The 26,511-nt window shown below is 30.3% G+C and carries 18 protein-coding genes; 1 reads left to right on the top strand and 17 read right to left on the bottom strand.

The window, feature by feature from the left end; genetic code table 11:
* Positions 1-4 precede the first annotated feature (4 nt).
* The 8 genes from ACZ49Z_RS04665 to ACZ49Z_RS04700 all read right to left on the bottom strand — a co-directional run bounded on the left by ACZ49Z_RS04665 (position 5) and on the right by ACZ49Z_RS04700 (position 9,389).
* Positions 5-1,948 carry a DUF3857 and transglutaminase domain-containing protein gene (locus ACZ49Z_RS04665; RefSeq protein ID WP_464307026.1) on the bottom strand — a complete coding sequence of 648 codons (1,944 nt, stop codon included), beginning with the start codon at positions 1,946-1,948 and terminating at the stop codon, positions 5-7.
* 4 nt (positions 1,949-1,952) lie between these two features.
* Positions 1,953-3,851, bottom strand: a complete 1,899-nt coding sequence (locus ACZ49Z_RS04670) for a DUF3857 domain-containing protein (RefSeq protein WP_464307027.1) — start codon at positions 3,849-3,851, stop codon at positions 1,953-1,955.
* Between the two features lie 97 nt (positions 3,852-3,948).
* Entirely contained in the window at positions 3,949-4,401 is a 453-nt protein-coding gene (dtd, locus tag ACZ49Z_RS04675) for a D-aminoacyl-tRNA deacylase (RefSeq protein WP_464307028.1), read from the bottom strand.
* A 3-nt stretch (positions 4,402-4,404) separates the two neighbouring features.
* The gene (gene rsgA / locus ACZ49Z_RS04680) at positions 4,405-5,385 is read right to left on the bottom strand and encodes a ribosome small subunit-dependent GTPase A (RefSeq protein ID WP_464307029.1); all 981 of its coding nucleotides are present in this window, start codon (positions 5,383-5,385) and stop codon (positions 4,405-4,407) included.
* Positions 5,386-5,462: 77 nt separating this feature from the next.
* Positions 5,463-6,545, bottom strand: a complete 1,083-nt coding sequence (locus ACZ49Z_RS04685) for a chorismate mutase (protein ID WP_464307030.1) — start codon at positions 6,543-6,545, stop codon at positions 5,463-5,465.
* A gap of 20 nt (positions 6,546-6,565) precedes the next feature.
* A complete protein-coding gene (locus ACZ49Z_RS04690) occupies positions 6,566-7,423 on the bottom strand; it encodes a prephenate dehydrogenase (RefSeq protein ID WP_464307031.1) in 858 nt (285 codons plus the stop codon).
* Positions 7,423-8,565, bottom strand: a complete 1,143-nt coding sequence (locus ACZ49Z_RS04695) for a pyridoxal phosphate-dependent aminotransferase (RefSeq protein ID WP_464307032.1) — start codon at positions 8,563-8,565, stop codon at positions 7,423-7,425. The genes ACZ49Z_RS04690 and ACZ49Z_RS04695 overlap by 1 nt, the downstream gene beginning before the upstream one ends.
* Complete coding sequence (locus ACZ49Z_RS04700; protein WP_464307033.1) at positions 8,562-9,389, bottom strand: prephenate dehydratase; 828 nt, start codon at positions 9,387-9,389, stop codon at positions 8,562-8,564. Before ACZ49Z_RS04700 ends, ACZ49Z_RS04695 begins: the two co-directional genes overlap by 4 nt.
* Positions 9,390-9,658: 269 nt before the next feature.
* Between ACZ49Z_RS04700 and gldA the strand changes: the two genes are divergently transcribed.
* A complete protein-coding gene (gene gldA, locus ACZ49Z_RS04705; protein ID WP_464307034.1) occupies positions 9,659-10,561 on the top strand; it encodes a gliding motility-associated ABC transporter ATP-binding subunit GldA in 903 nt (300 codons plus the stop codon).
* A gap of 278 nt (positions 10,562-10,839) precedes the next feature.
* On the opposite strand, the gene ACZ49Z_RS04710 is transcribed toward gldA, so the two are convergent.
* The 9 genes from ACZ49Z_RS04710 to ACZ49Z_RS04750 all read right to left on the bottom strand — a co-directional run bounded on the left by ACZ49Z_RS04710 (position 10,840) and on the right by ACZ49Z_RS04750 (position 26,508).
* Positions 10,840-12,201, bottom strand: coding sequence for a transposase family protein (locus ACZ49Z_RS04710; protein ID WP_464304430.1), 1,362 nt, complete (start codon positions 12,199-12,201; stop codon positions 10,840-10,842).
* A 100-nt stretch (positions 12,202-12,301) separates the two neighbouring features.
* Positions 12,302-12,673, bottom strand: coding sequence for a hypothetical protein (locus tag ACZ49Z_RS04715; protein WP_464307035.1), 372 nt, complete (start codon positions 12,671-12,673; stop codon positions 12,302-12,304).
* A 381-nt stretch (positions 12,674-13,054) separates the two neighbouring features.
* Entirely contained in the window at positions 13,055-16,873 is a 3,819-nt protein-coding gene (locus tag ACZ49Z_RS04720) for a T9SS type B sorting domain-containing protein (protein ID WP_464307036.1), read from the bottom strand.
* Positions 16,874-16,882: 9 nt separating this feature from the next.
* Positions 16,883-17,242 (bottom strand): hypothetical protein, encoded by a 360-nt coding sequence (locus tag ACZ49Z_RS04725; protein ID WP_464307037.1) that lies wholly within the window; start codon positions 17,240-17,242, stop codon positions 16,883-16,885.
* A gap of 258 nt (positions 17,243-17,500) precedes the next feature.
* Positions 17,501-18,190, bottom strand: a complete 690-nt coding sequence (locus ACZ49Z_RS04730; protein WP_464307038.1) for a hypothetical protein — start codon at positions 18,188-18,190, stop codon at positions 17,501-17,503.
* A 181-nt stretch (positions 18,191-18,371) separates the two neighbouring features.
* The gene (locus ACZ49Z_RS04735) at positions 18,372-18,869 is read right to left on the bottom strand and encodes a hypothetical protein (RefSeq protein WP_464307039.1); all 498 of its coding nucleotides are present in this window, start codon (positions 18,867-18,869) and stop codon (positions 18,372-18,374) included.
* 52 nt (positions 18,870-18,921) lie between these two features.
* On the bottom strand, positions 18,922-19,464 hold the full coding sequence (locus ACZ49Z_RS04740) for a hypothetical protein (RefSeq protein WP_464307040.1): 543 nt from the start codon (positions 19,462-19,464) through the stop codon (positions 18,922-18,924).
* A 165-nt stretch (positions 19,465-19,629) separates the two neighbouring features.
* Positions 19,630-20,106, bottom strand: coding sequence for a hypothetical protein (locus tag ACZ49Z_RS04745; RefSeq protein ID WP_464307041.1), 477 nt, complete (start codon positions 20,104-20,106; stop codon positions 19,630-19,632).
* Between the two features lie 36 nt (positions 20,107-20,142).
* A complete protein-coding gene (locus ACZ49Z_RS04750; protein WP_464307042.1) occupies positions 20,143-26,508 on the bottom strand; it encodes an RHS repeat-associated core domain-containing protein in 6,366 nt (2,121 codons plus the stop codon).
* Positions 26,509-26,511 lie beyond the last annotated feature (3 nt).

A 26,511-nucleotide genomic window follows, 5' to 3' on the forward strand; every position in this document is an offset into this window, starting at 1 on the left:
ATCGTTATTTTCTCTTTAGGATTATCTTTTCAGTTTGCTTTTCAACCATCATCTTAAAGAAATTCTTCAATGTTGAATAGTTTTGAGAAGGCACAAAAAATGTATTAACATCAAAATTAACAACCAACTGAATAGTTTTTCCCGTATTCGAAATATTATACTTAAACACTCCATATCCATTTTCCATTAGTAAACTTGAAGCCTCTGGTAAAAACTCAACTTCATAATCCTCTGGAATAGTTAATGAAATATTATAACTATCCTTAAAAGGGAAATGAAAATCTACAGGATACTTTCTTTCATCAACCTTGAATGGATTTTCTTTCAATGCAAAAAACATTAAAGGAGACACATACATTTTATTACCAATAATTTCAACAGAATTTTCCTCTTCAAAGGAATAGGTTTCGATTATAGGTTTTTCTACTTCCTTTAAATTTTCAATTTTATATTCTTCTATTTCTACACTTTCATATTTATTTTCTAACTTTTCAATATAACTTTCTTCCGAAACACCATCATAATTATCACGATGCACTAATGAGTTATAGTCTGTTAACTGTCTTCTCAACTTTCCGTCAATCTTTCCGTCATTATTAATTTTTCCTAAAATAATTATGTTATCTCTAGAATGCTGAATATTTAGAAGATCAACTTCATTAGAACTCCCTCTTTCTCTAACAATTCTTCCATACCAATTAACAGCTCTTAATGGCAATAAACCAACCGTTAAATTTTTGTTTGTAGCATCTAATAGCACTACATCATCTTGAACTTCAATTCCAGCTACTACATAATTAAAGGCTGTACCATTTGGATACAGAGCAATTCCATTTTTTCTAGTACTAATCAAAATAGGGCTAGCCTCTATTCCAGCTTCTTTAAGCATTGCAACTAGAATTAAATTAATCTCTGCTACATTTCCTTTCTTTTCTTTATACGCTTTCTTTACTCCATTTCTAGTATAAACACCATAATTCTCATCCCATGTCATCTTATTTTGAACAAACTTATAAATAGCAACAATCTTCTCTTTATCTGTAGCCAATCCTTCTGTAATAATCTTTAAATCTTCTTCAAAATAGGATTTACTTTTTAATTCACGACCAAACCTCTCGTCTTCATAAATTGTTTTAACAACACCATCCCAATCTAATGCTAAATTATCTACTGGTTCTCCAGGATATGAAATTGATACTAATTCATTTTTTAAAATTGAGGTATAATTTTTTATGTTTGTAACAAAATTCTCCTCTTTCAATGCAGGTACATTTTCTATTGAATAAGTATATTTTTGTTGAGGAAAAATTCCTGTAGAAATAGGAACATCCACTACATTAACACTCTCATAGCCTGTTATAACTGTTCTATATCTGAAATATTTAGGCACATATATATTATATTCTACATGATTAATAGGAATTTCGCTTTGGAAGTACCAATCATCAAATTTTCTTATAAATGGAGACCTTAAAGTGTAAGAATATTCTATTATTGATCCTTCTTTAACTTGCGGCATAGTGATTTTTTTCACTCTGTTTTCATCATTTATCTCATCTTTAAACTCACCATCCGATTTTAACTTTGTTTTTTCAATCTTCCCATCTACTAAATTATAGGTTACAGCATCCTTAAAACGAAGCGTCTCTTCTCTTGCCCCACCCACATAATAATATACCTCCTGATTAGCAAAGTCTAAGCCTTCTTTCTTGTAAATTTTTATTTTATATTCCACATCTGTAACAAGTGTCCATTCTCCTAAATTATTATATTCAAATTTACTCTCTCCTTTTTTAAAGAGAATGGCTGCAGCTGCTGACGAATCAATTGGATGTCGTTTCTCTTTTAACTCTTCGACTGTCACTTTTCCCAATTTGTAATCCTGTGAAAATAATTTTGAACTGAAAACAGTTAACAACAAGATTAATTTTAATAGATTTTGCTTCATTTGTTTATTTTTTTATTAATACGATTTTTGAATTGTCATTTTTTGCTATTTGTTCATAAAATGTTCTATACTCTTCATATTCATCTTTACTAAATCTACCTGCATTAATTTCCAAGAATCTAATTAGTTTCAGTTTATTATTTTCTAATTTTTCTAATTTTAAACTATATTTCCCAAATTTAGTTTCTATTATTACATTTTCAGGTAAAAATTCAATTTCAAAATTGTTTGGCAAATTAATTACTACATCATCTTTATCTTGAAAACCTTTTGAAATTTTGAAAGGATATTTTCTATTTTTATATTTTTTTGGAACATTATCACTTCTATTAAAAACATTAATTGGAAAATACATAGAGTTTCCTGCGGATGTAGTGTAACTAGTTGAGCTTACACCTAATTTTTCTACAAATTCAATCTGTTCCTGATTATCATTTATTTCTAAATCATCTATTTTTAAACCATTAATCCAGCCGAACCTTTCCTTATAGTGTTTATAGAGTTTATTTTTGTCTTTCTCTCTTCCTAAAAAGGCTTTGTCATCATACTGAAGCCCTCCAGATTTAGAGACAAATTCACCTTTCATTTCTCCCGTTTCCGTTATATAATAATCACCAACAATATTTTGATAACTTTCTGAGGTTTTAAATGGATTGGTTTTTAATACAAAAGCTCCATCTTGTTTTATCATTAATGCGTATCTATCGTCTGTAAAATCACCTCCAAAAGCAAATGGGTTTGTTTGACTCGTACATTCTAAAAAATAATTTTTATCCTTGTAAGGTAATGTCAGAATTGCATGATTCCCTTGTAACGACACAAAATCTTTATCTAAATCTCTCTTATTAGAACCGCCATAAATTACTGTATAAAAAGACTTTACACCAACGTTTTCCAGCAAGACTCTAGTGTAGTTAGACAACGCCTTACAATCTCCATATCCTAATCTATCAACATCTTTAGCTGTCATTGGTTTCCATCCACCAATTCCTAATTGAATGCTAACATATCTCGTTTTATTTTGAACGTACTTGTATATTTTTTTTGCTTTTTCAATTGGATCATCGATATTATTTGTAAGTTTATTTATATCATCTATTGTTTCTGGGCTAATTTTGGAATCATCATTTACTAGTTCTTTATACCAAATTCTTCCAAATTCTTCCCAAGACTTAGCATTTCCTTCCACTCCCTCAAGTGAAAACTTTTCTAAACCAAAAATAACATTTGGTACAATTTCTTTAAAGTCGGGCGAATAATCTTCTGGTTTTTCAGCAATAAGATTTTCAACCATAAAATGTATAGTGTTTGATTGCTCTGTCTTTTTTACATTATACCCTTCAAAATTCAGTTCTTTATATTTAAACCCTAATTCTGGAAGATAATTTATTGTAAATTCAGATTTTTGAACACTTTCATAGTAATCATCAATAGGGTACCAACTTGGAATAAATGCGGTATTAGAACTTGTTACTTCACTTTCATACTCTATCGTAAATGGATACTGTGTTGGAACATATTCCAAATAGAGTATTCTATTGTCTGTTAAAATAGAGAAACCGTCAACAACACTTTGGTCTTTAAAATCTTTTCTCTTAATTTTTTTTACTTCATTCCCAATTAAATCATAAATAGTAGCTTGAATCGTATTAACAGTTTCGGAATTACTATAATATTCAATAGCGTCTATATTTTTTAAGCCATATTCATTTAAAACAGTAATTATTTTTCTCTTTTTAATCTTATATTCCTTTTGAGATTTAACTGTTATTTCAATATTTTGATAACGAACTACACTATTCGCTTTTTCTTTTAACTCTTTTGTGACTGTTAATGGACTAAAATCATTTTGTGAAAAAACTTGACTAAAAATGAATAGAAAAAAAAACACTTTGATTTTCATATATTTATTTATTTTCAGCAGGCACATATGATATCACTTTAAATTATTAATAAGTTTACTTATAGTGATTTCATAATGTTTTTGCTATATTGTTTGCTTATTCTTTGTTTTTTGTATCAATTGTAATTGTAACTGGTCCATCATTAACTAAAGATACTTTCATGTCTGCACCAAATTGACCAGTCTGAATTTTTTGTCCTAATTCAAATTCTGTTTTTAGTATAAAACTTTCATATAGTGGAATTGCAATTTCAGGTTTTGCAGCTTTAATATAACTTGGTCTATTTCCTTTTTTCGTTAATGCATGAAGTGTAAATTGGCTTACAACAATTATTTCTCCTTGTATATCTTTTACAGAAAGATTCATAACGTCGTTTTCATCTTCAAAAATTCTTAAGTTTACTATCTTTGAGCACAACCAATTTATATCTTCGAGTGTATCTGATTCTTCTATCCCAACAAGAACCAACAAACCTCTTGCTATTTGTGCTTTAATCCTATTTTCTATGGTCACCGAAGCTTCAGAAACTTTTTGAATTACAACTCTCATTCTTTATGATTTTCTAGTTTCATCACTTGCTTTTCTATCTTCTGCATAGTCATCTGACCTATAATGTTCGTCATCTCCTTCTAAGATTTGAAGATAACTTTTATACCTTGTCCAAGAAATTTGGTCCTTTTCTAATGCTTTCTTAACAGCGCAATGCGGTTCTTCCTTATGCAAACAATTATTAAATTTACAGTCACCTTTTAATGCGAAAAGTTCTGGAAAATAATCTCCAACCTCTTGCTTTTCCATATCAACCACCCCAAAACCACGGATGCCCGGAGTATCTATTATTTTTGCATCAAAAGTTAAATCATACATTTCTGCAAAAGTTGTAGTATGTTGACCTTGGGAGTGTGAATCTGAAATTTGCTTTGTTTTCAAATTTAATGTAGGTTCTAAAGCATTAACCAATGTTGATTTTCCCACTCCAGAATGTCCAGAAAACATAGAAACTCTGCCCTCCATTAACTCTTTTAGTTCTTCCAGACCTTTATTTTCTTTGGCAGATACCCTTACTGTTTTATAACCTATACTTTCATAGGTATATTGCAAAAACAATTGTTCATCTAAAGTAATTTCATCAAAAGTATCGATCTTGTTGAAAACTAAGACCGCTTCTATTCCATAGGCTTCAGCAGTTACTAAAAAGCGATCTATAAAACTTGTTGTTGTTGGTGGGTTATTTATAGTAACTAATAAAAAAACCACATCTATATTAGACGCTATAATATGAGTTTGCTTAGAAAGATTTACAGACTTTCTAACAATATAATTTTTCCTATCATGAATAGCTGTAATCACTCCAGTTGTTTCGTCTGTAGTATTTTCTATATCATAATCCACAATATCTCCCACAGCAATAGGATTGGTGCTTTTAATCCCTTTAATACGGAATTTACCTTTAATACGACAATCTAAAAAGCTATTATCGTTTGTCTTAACGGTGTACCAACTTCCTGTTGATTTATATACAAGTCCAGTCATAAAGCAAAGATATTGTATCTTTTTTTTAATTAAATAAAAAAAGACTGCTTTTAACAGCCTTTTTTTATACTGTAAGTTTAATTATTAACTATTTTCTCTTGATGACTGATACTTTCTTGGTGAATCGCCTTGAACATATGCATTACAAAATCATTACTTAATCCTTTTTCTTCACCTTCAAGAATCATTTTTCCTAAAATTTCGTTCCAACGTTTGTTTTGAAGAATAGCTACGTTCTTTTCTTTTTTAAGCTCTCCAATTTTATCAGCTACCTTCATTCTATTCCCTAAAATTTCGAGTAATTTACCATCAAACTCATCAATTTGAGCTCTTAATTTTGCCATTTTTTGATTAAATTCTCCTTCATCGTCAGAAACCTTTCTAACTCTCAAATCTACAAACATTTTCTTTAAAGTATCTGGAGTTATCTGTTGAGCAGCATCGCTCCATGCATTATCAGGATCGTTATGTGTTTCAACAATCAAACCATCATAATTTAAGTCTAATGCTTGTTGAGAAACTTCATGAATCATCTCTCTTTTTCCTGTAATATGAGACGGATCACATATTAAAGGTAAATCAGGAAAACGATTTTGCAAATCAATAGCTATTTGCCACTCAGGATTATTTCTATATTTAGTTTTATCATACGTTGAAAAACCTCTATGAATAACTCCTAACTTCTGGATATTAGCATTATAAAGTCTTTCTAATCCACCAATCCACAATGATAAATCTGGATTTACCGGATTTTTAAGTAATACTATTTTATCAGTTCCTTGCAAAGCATCTGCAATTTCTTGAATTGCAAAAGGGTTCACAGCTGTTCTAGCCCCAATCCATAAAACATCAATATCATGTTCTAAAGCCAATTGTACATGGTTTGCATTGGCAACTTCTGTAGCCATTAACAATCCTGTTTCGGCTTTTGCTTTTTGCAACCATTTTAAACCAATAGCTCCAACTCCTTCAAAACCTCCTGGCCTTGTTCTTGGTTTCCAAATTCCTGCTCTAAAAATTGAAACGTCAGAGTCTTTTAATTCGCTAGCAATTTGCAAAACTTGTTCTTCTGTCTCTGCACTACAAGGACCTGCAATAACCAAAGGATGATCTAGTTTAAATTCATCTAACCAGGTTCTTAATTCTTTTTTATTTTCCATAATTATTTATTTCTAATTGACTATTTTTTAATTAATATTTCTTTTATTCTATTTGTTTCTTGCATTGTGCTATAAATTTCTTCTAGTTTTTCTTCTTCTAAAAGAAATTTAAAATTTTTTAAATTTTCAATATATTCCGATAATGCTTTCACAACTTGATCTTTATTCTGTTTAAAAATTGGTGTCCACATTGCAGGTGAGCTTTTTGCAAGACGAACTGTACTTTCAAATCCACTACCTGCCATGTCAAAAATATCTCTTTCGTTTCTTTCTTCCTCAATAACTGTCTTTCCTAACATAAATGAACTAATATGTGACAAATGAGACATATAGGCAATGTGTTTGTCATGTGATAATGGATCCATATATCTAATTCTCATTCCTACTTCTTTAAATAACTGAAGTGCTTTTTCTTGAAAAACAAAAGCTGTTTTTTCAACTTCACAAATGATATTCGTTTTTTCTAAAAACAACTCCTTTAAAGCCGCTTCAGGACCTGAAAACTCCGTTCCTGCAATGGGATGTGTGGCTATAAAATTCCTTCTTTTTTCATGATTTTTCAAAGCCTCACAAATTTGATACTTTGTTGAACCAACATCGAAAACAATAGCATTATTATGGATTTTACCTAAAACTTCATTAAGAACAAGAACTGTTTTATCAACAGGAACTGCAACTACTACCCAATCTGCAATTGCTATTTCTTCTAAAGTCGCTTTATGGTCTATTATTCCTAAATCTATTGCTTTTTCTAAATGTTGTTCTTCCTTATCAACTCCATATATTACTGCATTTTTTCGTTTTGTTTTAATATCTATGGCAAAAGAACCGCCTATTAACCCTAACCCTACAATAAAAAAAACTTCTTTATTTTCCATTAAAAACGATTTAAGGCTTCAATAATTTTTTCTTCTGTCACACACAACGAAAAACGAACATACCCTTCACCATTTGTTCCAAAAATATTTCCTGGAGTTATGAATAAATTCTTTTCATACAATATTTCATCAATAAATTCTTCCGAGGATACCCCTTGGGGTAATTTTGCCCAAACAAACATACCAACTTGATTTTTATTTACTGTTACGTTAAGTTTATCACATAAAGAAAAAATCAAATCTCTACGTTTTGCATAAACTTCATTCAATCCGCTAAACCATTCCTTTCCTAATTTTAATGCCTCTATTGCACCTTTTTGAAGACCAAAAAACATCCCGCTATCCATATTACTTTTCACTTTTAAGATAGCTGCAATATTTTTACTACTTCCCATTACCATTCCAATTCTCCAACCAGCCATGTTATATGCCTTACTTAAAGAATTTAACTCTATAGCAATATCTTTAGCTCCTTCCACTTGGAGTATAGACAATGGCTTTTGATTTAAAATCATGCTATAAGGATTATCGTTAACAATCAAAATATGATGTTTTTTCCCGAAAGCAATTAACTTTTCAAAAAGCGCATTTGATGCTTCTGTCCCTGTAGGCATATGGGGGTAGCAAACCCACATTAATTTTACTTTAGACAGATCTTCTTTTTCTAAAGCTTCAAAATCAGGGCACCAATTTTCATTTTCTACTAAATCATATAATAACGTTTTTGCCCCAACAAGATTAGACACTGACTGATAAGTTGGGTAGCCTGGGTTTGGTATCAAAACTGAATCTCCTTCATTTAAAAAAGCCATAGCAATATGCATGATCCCTTCTTTTGATCCCATTAAAGGCAGAACTTCTGAGACCGCATCTATTGTAACATCAAAATTTGATTTATAAAATTCAGCAAAGCCTTTTCTAAGTTCAAAAAGCCCCTGATAACTTTGATACATATGAGCATTTGTTTCTAAAACAGATTGTTGAATCGCTTCAATCACCAACTTATGTGGAGGTAAATCTGGGCTACCAATTCCCATATTTATTATTGGTTTGCCATCAGAAATTAACTGATTAACCTCTTTTAATTTTTTTGAAAAATAGTATTCTTCAACGGTTTGTAGTCTATTAGCTGTAGTTATCATTGCTTTCCTTTTTTATATTCTCCTAATACTTTAAAATGTGTAGTCATAATTTCTATAATCTCTCTTGCTTTCTCATAATCACAATATCGTTCAAACACAACATCAACAAAAAATGAATATTTAAACGGTGTTTCTATAATAGGTAAAGATTGTATTTTAGTTAGATTTAACTTACAATTATTCATTACATTTAGTACAGTTGCTAAACTTCCAGGTGTATCATCTAACTCGAATTTTAATGAAACTTTATTAATCTCTTCTTTTGGAATCTCTTTATTTTGAGCTTTTACAATAACAAACCTTGTTTTATTACTTTTAATTGTATGAATTCCAGCAGCTAAAATATCTAAGTCATACATTTTAGCCGCAATGGGTGCAGCAACAGCTCCAATTCCCTTTAACTTTTGTTGTTGAATTCGCAGTGCCGTTTCTGCTGTATCCACACTTTCAACTAATTTTATATGAGGATATTGATTAAAAAAAACAGTACATTGCAACAATGCGATAGGGTGAGAATGCACCTCTTTTAAGTCTTCAATTTTTTGACCTTTCAAAGCCATTAGATTCATATCAATATCTAAATAATGTTCGCCAATTATATGCAACTCGTTTTGATCAATTAGTGCATAATTTGGTAAAATTGACCCCGCAATTGAGTTTTCTAATGCCATTACAGCTTTATCTGAAACATTCATTTTCAAACTCTTAACCACGTCATTAAAAGACAAACATTCTTGCAAAAGAATTGAATCTCCAAAATATTGGTTTGCCACTTGATGATGGAAAGAACCTTGAACCCCTTGAATTGCAACATTTAATTTCATAATTTTTAAGCAAAAAAAAATCCCGATTAAAAATCGGGATTGAATGTTATTTTTTATATTTTTTTTTACATTTAAATAATAGCATAACAATCCCTACCTCTGCTCCAGAAGTAATAAAAAGAATTGTTAAAATAAATTGCTGTTACCAACATTACCTGCTATGTTATATTTTGAAGTTGCTAAAGTAGCAAAAAAATCTTTTCAAAATACTTTTTTAAAAAAATATTTTTTATTTAAAAAACTTTACTTTTGCTAAAACTTGATTTATTATGTCAATTGAAGTTCAAAACATTTCTAAGAGTTATGGTGAACAAATAGCATTAGATACCATTTCATTCTCAATAAAGAAAGGAGAAATTGTTGGTTTTTTAGGACCAAATGGAGCTGGAAAATCTACATTAATGAAGATTTTAACAACTTACATTGCTCCAGATTTAGGAACAGCAAAAGTAAATTCATTTAATATTGAATCGGAATCAAAATTAGTCCAAAAATCTGTAGGATATCTTCCAGAACACAACCCTCTTTATCTAGATTTATATGTCAGAGAATATCTGTCATTTAATGCAGATGTATACAAAGTAAAAAAAACTAGAATAGAGGAAGTTATTCAACTTACTGGTCTAACTCCTGAAAGCAATAAAAAAATAAGTCAATTATCTAAAGGGTACAGACAAAGAGTGGGAATTGCATGTGCATTATTACATAACCCTGAAGTTTTAATCTTAGACGAACCCACTACTGGTTTGGATCCAAATCAATTGGTTGAAATTAGAACCTTAATTAAAAACATTGGTAAAGACAAAACTGTCTTTTTATCAACTCATATTATGCAAGAGGTTGAAGCAATTTGCGATAGAGTTATCATTATTAATAATGGAAAAATTGTAGAAGACAAAAACCTAAAATCTTTGGTTAAGGAACAAAACAGTCAAATTATTAGTGTTGAATTTGACAAACCAATATTAGCTGAAGACTTGAAAGATTTAAGCAATTTAATCAATATAGATTTCATCAATGAAAAACAATTAGAGCTAACTTTTGATTCAAGAATTGATATGCGTTCTTCGGTTTTTGACTTTGCCAAAGAAAAAGGTTTAAAAATTCTTCAACTAAATCAAAAGAATAAAAATCTAGAGCAAATTTTCAGAGAAAAAACCTCAAAAAAATAAAAAATTGGTTACAACACTAATTCAAAAGTTGTAACCAATTTAACAGAATCTAAGATCCAATTTTAATTTAGAGAATCATATTATTTTCCCTTCAAATTATCTAGGCAAATTCAGAAGTAACAAGATTTTTTGAAAAATACTTTAAATAAAAACCTCAATTCATATTAATATAATTGAGGTTTTTTATTTTGTAGTAAAAATTATATGTTTTTATGATTTTTAAATTTGATATTTCTCAACAAGACGCACTTTTCCTATAAAGTATTTTTTTGAATACTTTACGCTGCTAGTTGTGTTTGATTTTTGTAAATTCTTCTTCCTATTTCTTTAGCATTAGCTGTATGTATTCCGAAAAAAATCCAAAGCATTTCACTTTTCTTGGTTCTAGCTTTTATCTTTCGTAAATTATAGTGCTCTTTTTCTTTGCCAAAACTACCTTCTAATCGAGTAGCTCTTTCTTTTTTAATTTCTGAGGCTAGCTTCTTTCTATGCTCTTCGTGTTTTCCAGCTTTTCCTTTTCTAACAAAGTCTGTTTGTATGTTATTTGTGGACGAAAAAGTTCTGTTTTTATTTGTGGCATAAATAGCATCAGCTCCAGTAATTCTTACTTTAGTTTTAGTTAGATTTTGTGCGCAAAATATACTGTTTTGAAATCGAGTTCCTTCGTTAAAGGCACGGTATTCTATATGTTCTATAAAATTGATTCCATCAATTTGAATTTTATTTACTTTTGCTCCAAATTCTACTTGTTTTACTTCTTTACCACGCACAATTGGGCGAATATAACTTTTATTTATGCTAACAATTCTATCGGGAACGCTTTTTCCTGTTGCAAAAATTTTTGATTGTTGTTGGTAAATAAGACGGATTATTCTGCGTTGTTTGCTGTATTTTGTGGTTGGCTCAAAGGAATATTGATTTTCAATTTTACTCAATTCTCCATTAAGTTTATATAATAATTTCAGAAGACCACGAGTCATTTTTGTTCGTTGCTTTGCTGTTTTTTTTCTTTTTCTAGAATACTCATTGTAGCGTTTACACCAATCAATATATTTGGTTCTTGGAAGTTTTATTTTTAAAATTCCACATAATGATTTCATTTGATTGTAATTCCACACAATACATTCCCAAAGTAGTTTCTCATTGGTAGGAAAACGCAACTCACTCTCATAACAAGTGGCATCTATCAAGACTTTGTCTAAATCATTCATATAAGGTAGCCAGCTTTTAGCTAATGTTTCTTGAACTTTTCGAACATCTAATTTTTTGGCTAATTCCATTCTTATTTGGCTAACTATTTTAAAATTTGTAAGCGGGGAATCTAGAGGTAATACAATATCACAAAAGTATTGCATGTAAACATTTCCGTTTAACAACTCGATTAGTTTAGCATCAGAACAACCATAATAGTTTTTTAGCATCATCAAGGCAATCTTACCTTTAGTACTAAAAATGCAATCTGGACCTTTTTTGCACGCTTTCAATTTAAAACTTTGAGAAAGTTCTGAAAAAGGTGTAGCTAGATGAATTTTACCTAAATCAGACTTTAGAAATTGCTCATAAAAAACATTAAAATCTTCATTGATAATATTTAAAGGCAATTTGTGCTGAAATTCACTTATTCGTATTATTTTTGACATACATATTTAAAAGAAAACCCCGTTTTTGACTCTTTTTGAGCATTCTCGGGGTTTATTTCTTCTAAAATACAAATTAAATAACTGATAAGCAAGTATTTATTTAATTGTGAATGTGCCTATCTAATTCGTCATAGACAACTGACAAAGCATATTTTGATAGCTCTAAATCCAAAACATCATTGTAAATAAAGTCTTGTTCTGAAAAACCGTAGCTTGTTATAGCCTCTTTAATATATTTTACTGCTTCTTGTTTCTTTTCTAATTTAAAATAACAATTAGCTATTTCTACATATACATCTTTCAATTCAACTTCTTTTGTTGATTTTAAATAGATATTATACGTTTTGATTGCTTCCTCATAATTCTTACTTGAACTATACTCTTTTGCTTTCACTAAAAGAGGATCTTCGGTTTTTGCAAAATTTACCTGGAATGCAAATAACAAAACTAAAATTAAGGTAATTTTTTTCATGATTATTTGGGGTTTTTATTTGTAGTAATATTAAAAAATATTTAACACAAAAACAAATGAATTTTACACCAAAAACCATTTTTAAAAATAAAAAAAATAAAAAATTAACATTTAAGAAAAATTATTTTCAAATAAATATGTTTTTATTTTAAAATAGATATTTTAATATTTGATACGGTACCCATCAAATCATTCCAAAAAAATAGTAAACCCCGTTTTCAAGGCTTTTTGCTCAAAAAACAGGGTTAAATTCAGAAGTAAGGAAGCTTCAAGCCTTTATTTATTTGATAAATTTATTCGTGAATATGCCTATTTATAGGTACTCGAAACTTCAATTTCTGTAGCATCTTGTAGGGTAACAAAGCCATAGAAATGAATAAATTATCGCTTCAAAGTAAAATGCCCCTTTACAGTTTTACCATTTTCTAAGGTTATTGCATACCAATAATCTGAAGAAGGTAAAGGTTTGTCATTGAAAAAACCATCCCAACCTGTCCCAAGTGGACTTATTTGTTTTAATAATTTCCCATAACGATCAAAAATATAAATAATTGTTTTGGCATTCAATTGTTCATTTACACCTTGAATATTCCAAGTATCATTATAACCATCACCATTGGGAGTGAAAAATTTTGGCACCCCTAAAACACTAATCTCTTTTGTAGCAATACCACAACCATAAATATCATTCACATAAACTGTATAAATCCCAGCGGGTAAGTTAGTAAACGCATTAGAAGTTTGGTAAACGTTATTATCTAAACTATACTCATAAATACCTTCTCCAGATACTAAAACAAGTATAGAATTATTATCTGATAAATCGGAAACCACAATATCATCTATAGTTGCAATATCCGAAGCGGTAACAGCAATAGTTCTGGTTCTAGAACAATTCGTTGCATTAGTAACTACAACTGAGTAAACACCTTCGTTATTTACCACGAGATTATAATTCGTTTCATTAGGTAAAAGTAAATTATCTAAATACCATTGATAGCTATAATCGTTTTGTGCACTAGGGTCTATTAAACCTGCATCTATATCAAGTGTAAAAACAGCATTGTCACTACACACCAAACCATCACCTTGTAATTCTATTTCTGGAACGGGATAAATTACAAAAGGAATCGTAGTTGTAGCAACACAAGTTGTGTTTATAGGATTAATAACTTCAACCGTCACATTTTGTGTTCTTGTAATAAAAGGATTTGGCAACGGACTTGACAAAACGATTCCATTTTCATCATAATATCTAACTTGCATTCCTGTTTGTGCACCTAAAATAGTATTTTGAAAACCACTAGTGTCAAAAGCATATAAACCATCTTGTAAGTTTGGGTTTGCTTCATCATCACAAACTGTTGTTAAACTTATTGGTAGAGCAAAAGCTTCTGGTAAATCATCTACTGTAAAAGTAACTGTTGTTTCATAATAACAAGCTGTTGGAGTGCTATTGTTTACTCTTGCAGTTAATACTTGTGAAGCAGTTATAAAAGGATTAGTCACGGTTACGGGATTACCCAAAGCATCAAAATAAGCAACAGTAACATTAGTTAACCCATTCAATAAATCACTTTCTAAATTGGTCGTGCTAAAAGCATACAATCCATCTTGGTCATCATCACAATGATTGTAACTTTGGGGTTGCACAATAGGAATAGGTTCAACATGTAATGTAATATGATGGCCTAGACCTAAACAATCATTATTGAGCTGACTATCGACTCTAACATAAATATCTTGTGTGTTTGGATAACCAATATTCGTATAATTAGAGATATCTACAATCGCATTTTGCTCCGCTAAAGCATCTGCAATATTACGATAATAGGTAACATCTAGTAATTGTCCACTAGGATATTGTGCTAAAATTTGCGCATTGGCACTACTAAAATTAAAAGTAGCAATACCATCTGTATTAGAACCCGAAGCCATATCATCACAAACAGTAAACATTTCCTGAATGGTACTTGAAATTTGCGTAGTCGAAACTACTAAGTTTAATTCTGTAATAGTATAACAAGCATTGGTATTAGTTACTTTCACATAAACAATATCCGTACTTACCGTTTGATTCGTATAGACTGTAGTATTAGGAATAGGGTTGTTATTGTTTTGTGCATCAACAAAAGACTCAAAATAAGCAATGGTCAATCCTGTTGTATTCCCGATAATTAAATTTTCAGCTTCTGTGAGGTTAAAAGCACTAAAACCGTCATTGTCATCATCACATTGTTTTAGAGTAACAGGCGAATTGATTATAGGATTGGCATACACCTCAATTTCGAATGATGTTGTAGCTAGACAATTTGGATTGAAATTATTAATAACCTGAACATAAATCGTTTCAACTGCATTAGTGTTTACATAGTTGTTTGGATTTACAATCAAGTTTGCATAGCTCGCATCGGTATAATAATTAACTGTAAAAGCAGTAGTCGATTGCCCATTTAAAATAATACTTTCGTTTTGAGTCAAATCAAACACAATACGATTATCATGGGTTGTACCAAAACTGGAATCGTCACAGGCTCTGATGGTAGGGATATTTGTTGCTGGAGTAGGTGTTTCAAATACTTGAATATCAAAAGTAGTAGTTGCAGTACAATTACTATTTTCCAAGTTATACACTTCTGCTATTATAGTTTCAGATTGGTATGCTACTAAATTTTGATGTGCACTTGGGTTTGCTATAACAATCTTGTTTGCATAATCCGTAGCATTGGCATAATAACGCACACCGAACTCAGTTGTCAATTGTCCATTCAAAATGGCTGTTGTGTTTTGTGTTAAATCGAAAGTATAAAAACCATCGTTGTCATCGTCACAGGCTAATAAGTTATTAGGTTGTGTAGCCGTTGGAACTGCTGAGATGGTGATGTCTCGTGTAGTACTACCACTACCTAATGCGGTAGTTACTTGTACCGAAACGGTATAATATCCAGTAATGGCATAACTATGAACAGGCGAAATAGCTGTAGAGGTAGTTCCATCCCCAAAATCCCACAAGGCACTCAAAACAGGTTGACTACTATTAAACTGAAACTGGATAGTATCACCAACGCAACTGTTATCAAACTGAATGGCTGGAGTAAAGAAAAAAGAGGAAATAAAAGGGGGTAATCCTCTAAAACAATATCGACTACCTAAGTCTATTGCATTCATTTGTAAATTACATCCTGCATTCAAAGTATTAGGATTATTAATAACTCCCAATTTATTAGAAGTTAACTGACCAATATATATTTTGCCATCTGGCCCTAATTGCAAAGCCATAGCTAATGGATTTGAATCTGCATACACAGGTAAAACTGTACTAGAGATATTAGAAGCAGTCAAATCACATTGATAAACTATAGTAGCAGACAACTCCTCGGTAAAATATAATACTTGACTATTAGGTGAAAATTCTAATCCATATAAAAAACTTCCTGTTGGAGCCGTATAAATTGTATTTGCATTGGAAAGAATTCCTGTTGTGGTATTAAAATCAAAAAGTTGTAGTATTCCATCATAATAATGATTTAAAGCCAATTTGCTACCATTTGGCGAAATTCTCATATAACCTATAGCATTATCTGTACTAATTGTAGATACATTTACTCCAATATTTGTCACAACAGGAGTAGTACTCAAACCAGAACCATTCAACAAATAACTATAAAAAGTAGTATTTCCCCATCCATGCGTTACAACCCAAAAATCAGTAGCATTGGCATGTTTCACTATAGCTAATTTTTCACAAGAAGGCGTATAAATCAATACGTTTTTAGCGGTAACCGCTCCATTGCCACCATCTAGAGCCATATCAACTATAGAATAACGAAAACCATTTCCTCCAGCAAAAGCATCTAAAGTGAAAATATAAAACAAAGTAGAAGAACCGGGTAGTGGGACAATTGTTGCAGATTGTGTACTGGTATCTGCTCCTAACAAGCCAGTTCCATTTGGCATTATACCATGGTTTCTATTCCATACTGTAACACCATCTGTATACAATAACAAATCCCCATTACTATCTGCAAGTGTGGCACATCCCTCTAAAGTACTTAATTGCCCATCGGTTAGCGTAGTAATAGTACCATTACTCTCAAACTTTATCCCAGCATTTTGACCAAAATACCAAACACTCGCTTCTTGTTGAGAGAAAGCGAGTGTAACGAACAGTAATAATAAAAAACAATATTTATCTTTCATTTGTTTTCACTATGTAATCATTGCTAAAGACCCAAAAAACAAAAATACAGAAATAAAAAAAACTACATACAGTTTAATAACGTCATTCCTTGTAGGAGTAGTCTTTGGTATCTCATCAATAATTTCTTTTTTCAAAAGAGACACTTTTGCTATAACACTAACAATTAGTAACACAACCAAATAATAATAAGCATTTAGATTATCAATAAAATAGGTGAATAGTGTTATATTCAAGATAAAGTTTATAAAATTAGTATATATAAAAGACACGAAAAAAACAGCATTAATAGGTAAGTTTTTATGTTTTACAACACTAAATTGATAGGATATTTTAAAAAGCCAATAAATAAATTTGTTTATTTTTTTCATTTCCTTAAACTTTTAAAAATAAAAAATATTGCATTTGCATATAAAAGCAAAAGAATTGGCAGATTAATTTTCCATTCATAAAAACAAATTAATAAAGGCAAAACAACTAATATATAACTAAATATCAGACTACTTTTTTATTGTAAATGCAATCTGTTATATCTATTTTTTTCTTATCTAGATCTTTTAAAAACGACTCAAAATCTCTTGATAAATTATCCTTTAAAAGTTTTAATTTAAAACCTTCTTTATTTATCATCAATAAAATTCTTTGAGAGAGATAGTAAGAGGTAAATATTCAACATTTCTGCTTCCTTTTATTACTACATTATTATTATTCAAACATTCTATTTCTTTATAAATTTCCAAAAAATATTCAACACCATTTTTAGCTTTATCTATACTTTTTTTATAAATTATTTTTCCTAATTTTTCTAATGTAAAACTAGAGTGCATATAATCATCTTCAAAATTAATCCAAACAGATGCCTTCAATTGCTCATTATTAATAATGATATCCTTTTCTAATACAGCATAATCAGTATTAAACTCTTTCTCTATACCTTTTAAATATGCATATTCGATGGCTCTTAATAATGCATCATTTTTAATAGATTCTGCTATCCGCCTAATATATTTATACATATTTTCCCAAATATAAGTTACTTGATCACGCCTACTAAATTCATTAAATTGTTCAAAATCAAACTCTCCATAAAACCTTAAATGACCACCATAGCAATAAGGCTCATTTTTAGGTAAAGATGAAAAAATCTGATATGTCTTATTTGTTGAGAAATCAAGATTAATAAAATTAATTTTTTTTCCATCATATTTTTCATTTAATAGTCTATTCAATAAATTTGATAATCCGAAAAAATTCTCGTTTAATTTAATCAACATTTCATCTCCGTCTCTAAACCAAAATAATGTTCTCTCAATTTTCATAATATTAATAGTTAAAATTTAATCAAGTTATTTAATAGGTAAACCTGTATTAAAATCTCTTGGATATGGTATCTTCATACCTGATTATAAAAAATATTCTCAACTAAGGCATCATTGAAATTGCCATAATATTTTAATAAATTTTCAATCATAATTTCAACTGATTATATTAAAAAATAATTTATTCAAATTCGGGATAAAAAAAACTATATCTTCCTGTTTTCATTCTTTCGACTATATCATAAGGATTAACAACAATTCCTATTTCAGCATTTCTATTTTCTTCTTTTAATTTTCCAACACGTGTAAAACCATTATCGTTTACACGCCAAATAAACCAATTTTCGGAAACTTTAATAGGCTCATTATTAACCCACAATCCATAATCATTAGTGTCTCTAAATAATATTTGTCCTAAATCTCCAATTTCTTCAATTGTGCCAACCTTTTCCCAAAGATTCATCTTTAATCCTGCTTTTGCTATACAATGTGCGTAAAATTCAACTTCTTCTTTTATAATATCAGATAAATTAGGTTCTTCACCTAACTTATAAACTTTTTTAAAAGCTCTAATAACATCGCTATTTAATTGAGTTAAATCAAATGTTATCAGTTGAAAATATTTCTTTTCATTTTCATTTATTTTAACAGAAAAAACATCTCCTATTTTTGTACGCATATTTATTACCTTATTATTCCATGAATTGACCAGTACTTTGGAGAAATTGAATTTATTTTAATGATAATTCATATTCTTTTGGAGAATTTTCATTTGTGACTAAACGCCAACCATTAATTAATTTTTCTTCTGCATATCTACCTACATAAAAATCTTCAACTTTTTTAAATTTCTCTTTTATTATAGTTGAAAATTTTTTAAATATTTCTAAACTAAAATCACTCAAAAACAATGTCCCACATGTTCCCGCAAGTAAAACCCCTTCTCTAACAATCCCTCCAAATTGAAAACAAATACTTATTTGATTTTCTAGTGGATCAATTGCAAATTTCAATCCTCCCTTTTTTTGAGGAACTTCTCTAATATTTAAAACCTTGTCTTTTGGAAGAACTATTAATCTTACATCCTTATTCCAATCTGCAAACAAAGGTTTGCCAAACTCTTGAACTTCAAAAACAGAATTATATGACACGCTCTTTTTTTCATCAAACAAACCCATTCGAAAATATTTGAAAGAAAATTCATTCTCTAAATCAACAATAATAGGTTCTAAATCTTCTTTTGTTCCATAAAACATTATTTTTTTACTTTTCATTTTTACAATTTATCTTTTTGGAATTAATAATAAATGTTCATTTGGTGAAATTTGCGTTCTAATTCTTATAGCATTATTTAATTCCAAAAATTTTGTAGATACTTGTGTATTGATTAAATAACTATACCTTTTGATTTTGGTAAATTTAATGTTGCTTCTAAATATTTAACTTTTTTTTTTCTGACTTCGAGTCTCAAAATCTCCAATATATTTATTCAATAAAACTAATTCATCATCAGTAATTAATCCTTCTTGTCGGTAAGGAACTAAAACATCTATAACAAAATCATACTCAATATCATCTTTAATCTTCTTTCGTTTTAATATTTTACCCAATCTGTTTTCTCTTTTGTAAGGCAAATTACTTTCTTTAATTTTATCCCAAAAAAAATTAACATCGTCACCTGTACTTTCTTGAAAGTAGGTTAATGCGTCGTTTATGGCATAACTTAAACTTTTTAAATTTCTATATTTTGGTTCTGGATTTAAAGCATTTTCTTTCCACTCTTTATAACAATTTTCAACATGATTAATTGTTTTATTATCCCAAATTTTTGGGGGATATTTATACAATGACTCAATAGCTATGTCTATTGCTTTTGCTAAATTTAACGATGCTTCTAAATATTTATCTTCTTTCATTGTTAATTAATTCATGACAAAATTAATATCTTTAAATTAAAATTCAAATAGTGTACGAGCCCATTCTATATATTTTGACCTTTTCCCATTACTTGTACTTATTCCATTTCTATCATTTCCAGAAATTCCTAATTCTCTATATGCATCAATTTGTAATTGCTCACTTCCACGAATTCCCCAATAAGCAGAATCTAAAAATCTTTTACCATATCCACCATCAATTGTTGCTGGAATAACAGTTGACAATGTAGCTGGTCCATAACCCTGTTTATTCATGTGATGTTTATAATCTCTATTTTTAACAATTTGTTCAGGAGTTCCATAACCACTGGATCTACCTACATATACTAATCCTTCAGCATTAGTTTTAGTATAAGTTACGTATTTAAACCCTTTAGGGTCTAAAGAATTTTCAACATATTCATAAGCTCCAACAACACTTCCTACAATAGCAGGGATATTTTGGACGGTCCAATAAGCGGCCGCACCTGCCCATACAAAAGGTATCAATACATCATCAACAGCCCCAATGACGGTTACATCATCACCAACCAAAACTCCAGTCGTAACAATAGCAAAGCTAAATGCTTCATGATTATATTGAATGTGATTATAATTTTCAATATTATTAGTAGAAAATGAATTTTCTACACCTAAATTATTTTTCTGATTACCATAAATATAATTTTCAGAATAATAAGTTGCCCCTTTAGAAGCGGCATATGATACCGCACCAAGACCAGCATTTGTCCACCCTGTACTATCCCATTTAATAGGATTAAGTTCTCCACCACTGGCTTGCACTCCACTCGCATAAGAAGAAAATATTGCTCCAAAGATATAGCCCCAAATATTTTCTCCGCTAGGATCGGTATATTTAGTAGGATTGTTCATTACATAGCCATAACGATTAAAGTTTTGGGTATTATAGGGATCTTGAATATTATTATCAGGCTGCAGAAAACGATGCAACTTGTCATCATAAATTCTACCGTTCATGTTTATAATATTTACGCCCAACAAATGCTCATGTCCTGTATATCCTCTATCTAGTAGCATTGCAGTACTCACTGTAGGCACAGTACTAACACCGCTACTATTCGCATAGCGAATCAAAGAACCCCAAACATCAAACCAACGTTTTTCTACAAGCACACCTGTACTATTAGACACTCCAACAATAGTACCCTGATAATCTCTGTGCAAATAGAGGAATTCCTTTGTTGCACCGTCACTTTTTAATACAACAGGAGCAGTATAGGCATCTCCTCCAATATAAGTAACAAACTCTACTGTATTATTAGTTATGTTGCGTTTAATTTCCATCGTACCGTCTGCAGAATAACACTTTCGATACGGTCTGTTTGTTTTTAAAGGCTGCAATCCTCCATAATACATGGTGGCTCTATTATCAAAAGCATTATATTCAAAATCAATGTTTTCTGCATTCAATTCCTGTATACTAATAGGGTTGTTAGACACATTATAAGCAATATTCTGCATTCTATTAGCATAATAATCATAGGTAGCAGAAGGCACTACAGGTGTAATAGTAGAAACCTGATAGGGTTTCTGATTAATTGTATAAGCATACGCTCCAACCTTATTTGAAGCAATACTCCCATTATCATTATACAACTGATTCTGAACACCTGTTCCGTCTTTCCAACTTGTCAATCGATCTAAGGCATCATAAGTCAAATCCTCTGTCCAAGCTCCAAATAAATTAGTAGAACGCTTTTTTAAATTACCATAGATAGGATCAAATTCAGTATCTAAAGTCAATACATTCAAACTGCTTTTGTCATATTTTATTTTTGCTGGCAGTCCTTGGTTGTCATAAGTTTTTGTTAATTTTATACCATTACCCAATAGTGCTTCTGTAATTTGCCCAGACGGGTTAACCGTGTTGGCTTGCCAAAGGACAGCCCCTAAAGTGCCAAAGGATGGCATATCATGAATTTTCCACAAACTACCATTTTTATAAACATTCTTAACCCATTTATCCGACCTTTTTAAGTCTGAGGTATTTATAGCAGTATACAATTCATTTTCGCGTCTCCCAAAAGCATCATATTGAATAGCTTGTTGATAATAAGCCTGCAAACCGCTTTCGTCTTTAAAATTCAAACGTTTAAAATTATCATAACCATAATTATAAATAGTAAAGCTTGCATTGGTATAATCATCAAAACGAATCTGTTTCAATTGTTTTGTAGTAGAGTCATAAGTGTAAGTATTTTTAGTTACTAAATTAGTTCCCTCTTTAATTCTCTTTTCCAAAACCTTACCATAATCATCCAAATCATATTCTGTTATCCCTCTTCCAACAATTTCTTCAGAAAGTAATTCTCCAAAAGCACTATAAGAATAATTATGAATCCCTGCAGATGGGTCATCTAAAGATTTTCTTCTACCCCAAGCATCTTGAGTAATTGCGGTTGTAGCGCCACTAGTATGTGTAGCTTTCAGCCCTCCATTAGCAAAATATTCATACTGAATCTGTACCCCCGGAGTTTCTTCCAATGAAACGACATTGCCTAAAGCATTTTTTACAGTAGTTTTTGTTTTCTGTCCATCATGCTCTGTTGTAGTCAAACCAGTATAACCATAAGTAATTACCTTACCTGTTGAACTTCCTGTTTTTAATTGATTTACTTTAGTTAGCCTACCATACAAATCATATTCCATTTCATTCCATGCATTAAAATTACCGCCTTCTAAGTAAGGCTGAGTAACTTTAATGGGCTGATCATTTATATTATATGTTGTGGCAACAACAGACCATAGACCTTCAATTGTTTTTGTTGCTTCATGTATTATTCGCCCTAATTTATCATGATTAATTTCAGTTACACTTCCATCATCACCTGAAATATTAATCAATACACCATCACTAGAATAGCCATATTTAAATGTTTTCTTTTTTCCTAAATAGTCAATTTCCTCAATTTTCTTGCCCCATAAATCATAATTATAAGTAGTTTTTAAAGGATAATTCAAATTAGAAGGCAATAATTCCGAGGTTATAAGACCAGTACTTTGGTTATAAGTATATTCTGTAACAAGTCCATCTATACCTGTTTTTTTTGTAATAAAACGATGGGTAGCAGTATCATATTCAAACTTGGTCACCCTATCTGCTAATCCAGGCGTGGCAATGTTTTTCTGTGTGATATTCCCATAGGCATCATAGATATTTGTCTCCGTAATATAATCAGAAGTAAGACCAGAATTGGTACTTCGCTTTTTAATTGTTTTTAACAAATTAACATCATAAGTATAAAGTTCTTCTGTAGAAGAAACATCCCCACTAGACAATAAAGTAGTAGTAATTGTTTTACTATTTAACCGATCTAAAAGATAAGGAGAACTCAAAGGAGCATCATACCCATAGGTAGTAACTGTTTTTTGCTCAGTGGTGGTTCCATTTTTAATGCTAGTAGTAGTACTCAAAGGATTGTTATTCCCATTATAAGTTATCGAAGTAAGGCTACTTGTGTTCTCTAAACCATTAAAACTTTCGGTTTTTGTTTTAAAAAGTTTGAATACCTTATTCGGTAATAATGGGTTTATATAAGCTGTATCTTCATTATTATAAGTAACAAGACTTCTTGAAACATAAGAGTCTGTTGAAAGCAAATTATAGTTAGGTTCAACTAAACCAACCTTAGAAAATGTTTCAGTATTGGCTCCATTCTTAGTAAAGTCATATTTATTTACCGTGGAAATAATACCTGAAATATCTATAAACCAATTAGTTGATGTGGTTGCCTGAAAACCACTTATTCCTCTCCCAGCAATATCATAAACAGCTCCATAATATTTAAATTGTTTTTTCTTTATTGGTGAACCTGAATAAAAATGTCTAATTTCTGAAACTACCTTATACTCTTTATCATTTAATAAATTAAAATACGGATATTCGAGTAAATCATTTGAAGTCGTATAGGTTCCGTTTCCATCTTTAAGATTGTCATAAATAATCTCATTTATAACACCATTACCTTCGTCAACACTTGTTAAAAGAGTTTGATCATTACTATGCCTTTGAAAGTTAAAATATGATGTCACTCCTAGATAATCTTCTTGTCCAAAGTTATCAGTTTGTCCTCTATACCCACTTATTCCTAATAGAGATAAATTTTGTTGATTTGTATTTTCTTTAAGTAAAGTTGGTAATAAAGGTGCAAATTTATTATCGTCTGACGGGTCATCTGGAACAGAATTATTAATATAATCCTGTGTTATTTTTTCAAAATTATATACTTTCCATGTTCCTTGCTTCTCATAATAATTAATCCTAATTCCTGATTTTACCCAATTCATTTCAGCACAAACAGAACACTTTTTTATTCTTTTGGTCTCATACAATGACTCAAGTCTTACTATGTCAGATTTACCATCATTATTCATATCCCAAGACAAATAAGCTGTTCTTTTTGTCGGATTTGGTGTTACAAAAGTATTTGGCAACAGTTCTGAAGCATAGTGACTAATAGAACCTTGTGAGTAAATTATCTTTTTTTCCCAAGTCATCAAAAAATCAGTTTTAGAGTCTCCATTATAATCTCCCAATACAATCGGATACTTTCCAGAATTGAATATATCGCCTGGCAAATTATAATTTATATCTATTTTTTTTTCAAAAAGATTATTATTTAAACTGTAAACCTCAATTTTATTATATGGACTACCTCTAAAAACAATCAAATCTGAGCGACCATCACCATCATAATCTCCTTGTAATACCTTAGTTGTTCCTGAATGATTAAAACTACTTTCGCCTAAATAAGTAGCACCAATATTTATAATTGGTGTATCAAAATTGTAATTTGCGGTTAGTCGTCTATCTAAATCTATAAATTTCAACAACAAATTACCCCCTTCTATTTTAAAAGTAACAAAATCTGTTAACCTATCACCATTGAAATCTGAAAAAAATCCACCACGAGAATTTTGTCCTATAGGATAACCATTTGTTCCTGTTTCATAGATTTCACTGTAGACACCAAAATAATCTTCTTGATTTTCAGTTCCATATAAATGACTTATTACTTTTTCATACTCAAATTCATATGAATTATTATCCTTGTTGTAACTATAGATCTTTAAGCTTTTATCTAAGTCTAAAGCATCAAAACCAAAAAAATAATCGCAAAACCCCATTTTATTGCTAACTTTTAAATCTGCATTTAAAAAAGTTAATGGTATAGTACTAATAGGTCGTCCCAAAGAACTTAAATTTCCATTTACAGGAGATGTCTTTGTTACAGAGTAATCAGGGTTTAACCTGTATAACTGCTTATATTGATGACCTTCAATTTCATCATCGCCAGTAAAATCTCCTAAAATCTTATTTGGTAAGTATCCTCCTCTATGGCTATAACTAATTTCTTGATTATAGCTAGATTGATTAACCTTATAGTTAAAAGTTAAAGGCTTCAAACTTTTAGAATTGTCTCCTGTTTTTTCCTGAATGCTTTTTAACCTTTCGTTTCCAGAAGACGTTAAATCATGAGTTAAATAATAATTTTTAAAAGGAACTCCATTGCCTGTAATTTTTATAGCGCTTAAAACTTTATTCCTCTTTTGTTCCACTTCCAAAAAATAATAAACATCTTGCTTATTTTTTTCCTTATATACAAACTCAATACTATTAAGCCCTTGATTACTGTCATTACCATATTTGATAGACTTTATAAGTGCGCTATACTCTTTTACAAAACCTGAAGCGTAAGTATAATATTCATAAGTAATTTTTAGACCTTGCGGATTCTCCCATTTTGTAATAGGAAATTCTAGATAAGATATGTTATTTTGTCCTCCTTCAACATAGCCATAATATGCAATACTCCCATCTGGATATTCAACTTTAAAATATCTATTATGTCCAATTCCATATCCATTAGACAAATATGAAATCTTAACATTCGAAAACTGTTCAGTTTCATAAGTTGAGCCAGGTATCCCATAAACTCCTGTTTTTAATATCAATCGCTGTCCATCAAAAGAAAATCTTTTTAAACCATCAAAACTAACAGGGTCAATAACTCCATCATGATATAAATTCGAGGGTACTTTTGAAATTTTAGAAAGACCACCAATATGCCAACCATATCCCGCATAACCGTCGCCAGACTGACTATTATAGTTAAGTGAAATACTAGGAGCTATGTCTTTTATTCCTGGTGGCAATTGTATAGGCACATTATACACCGCTCCTCCTGTTGCAGAAACCGACAAATTTCCTTGCGTGTTTCCCACTTCACCATCTCCAGTAGAAGGAGTAGTGCCAATAGGGTCAAAAGGATCAACAATATCATCTGGCCCAGTAATTTGAATTTGCGAAAAAAGAGTAGCGCTCAATAAAAACGCAAATAAGACTAAAATTTTCTTCATAAT

Source organism: Flavobacterium sp. KY-23415 (genome assembly GCF_055384985.1).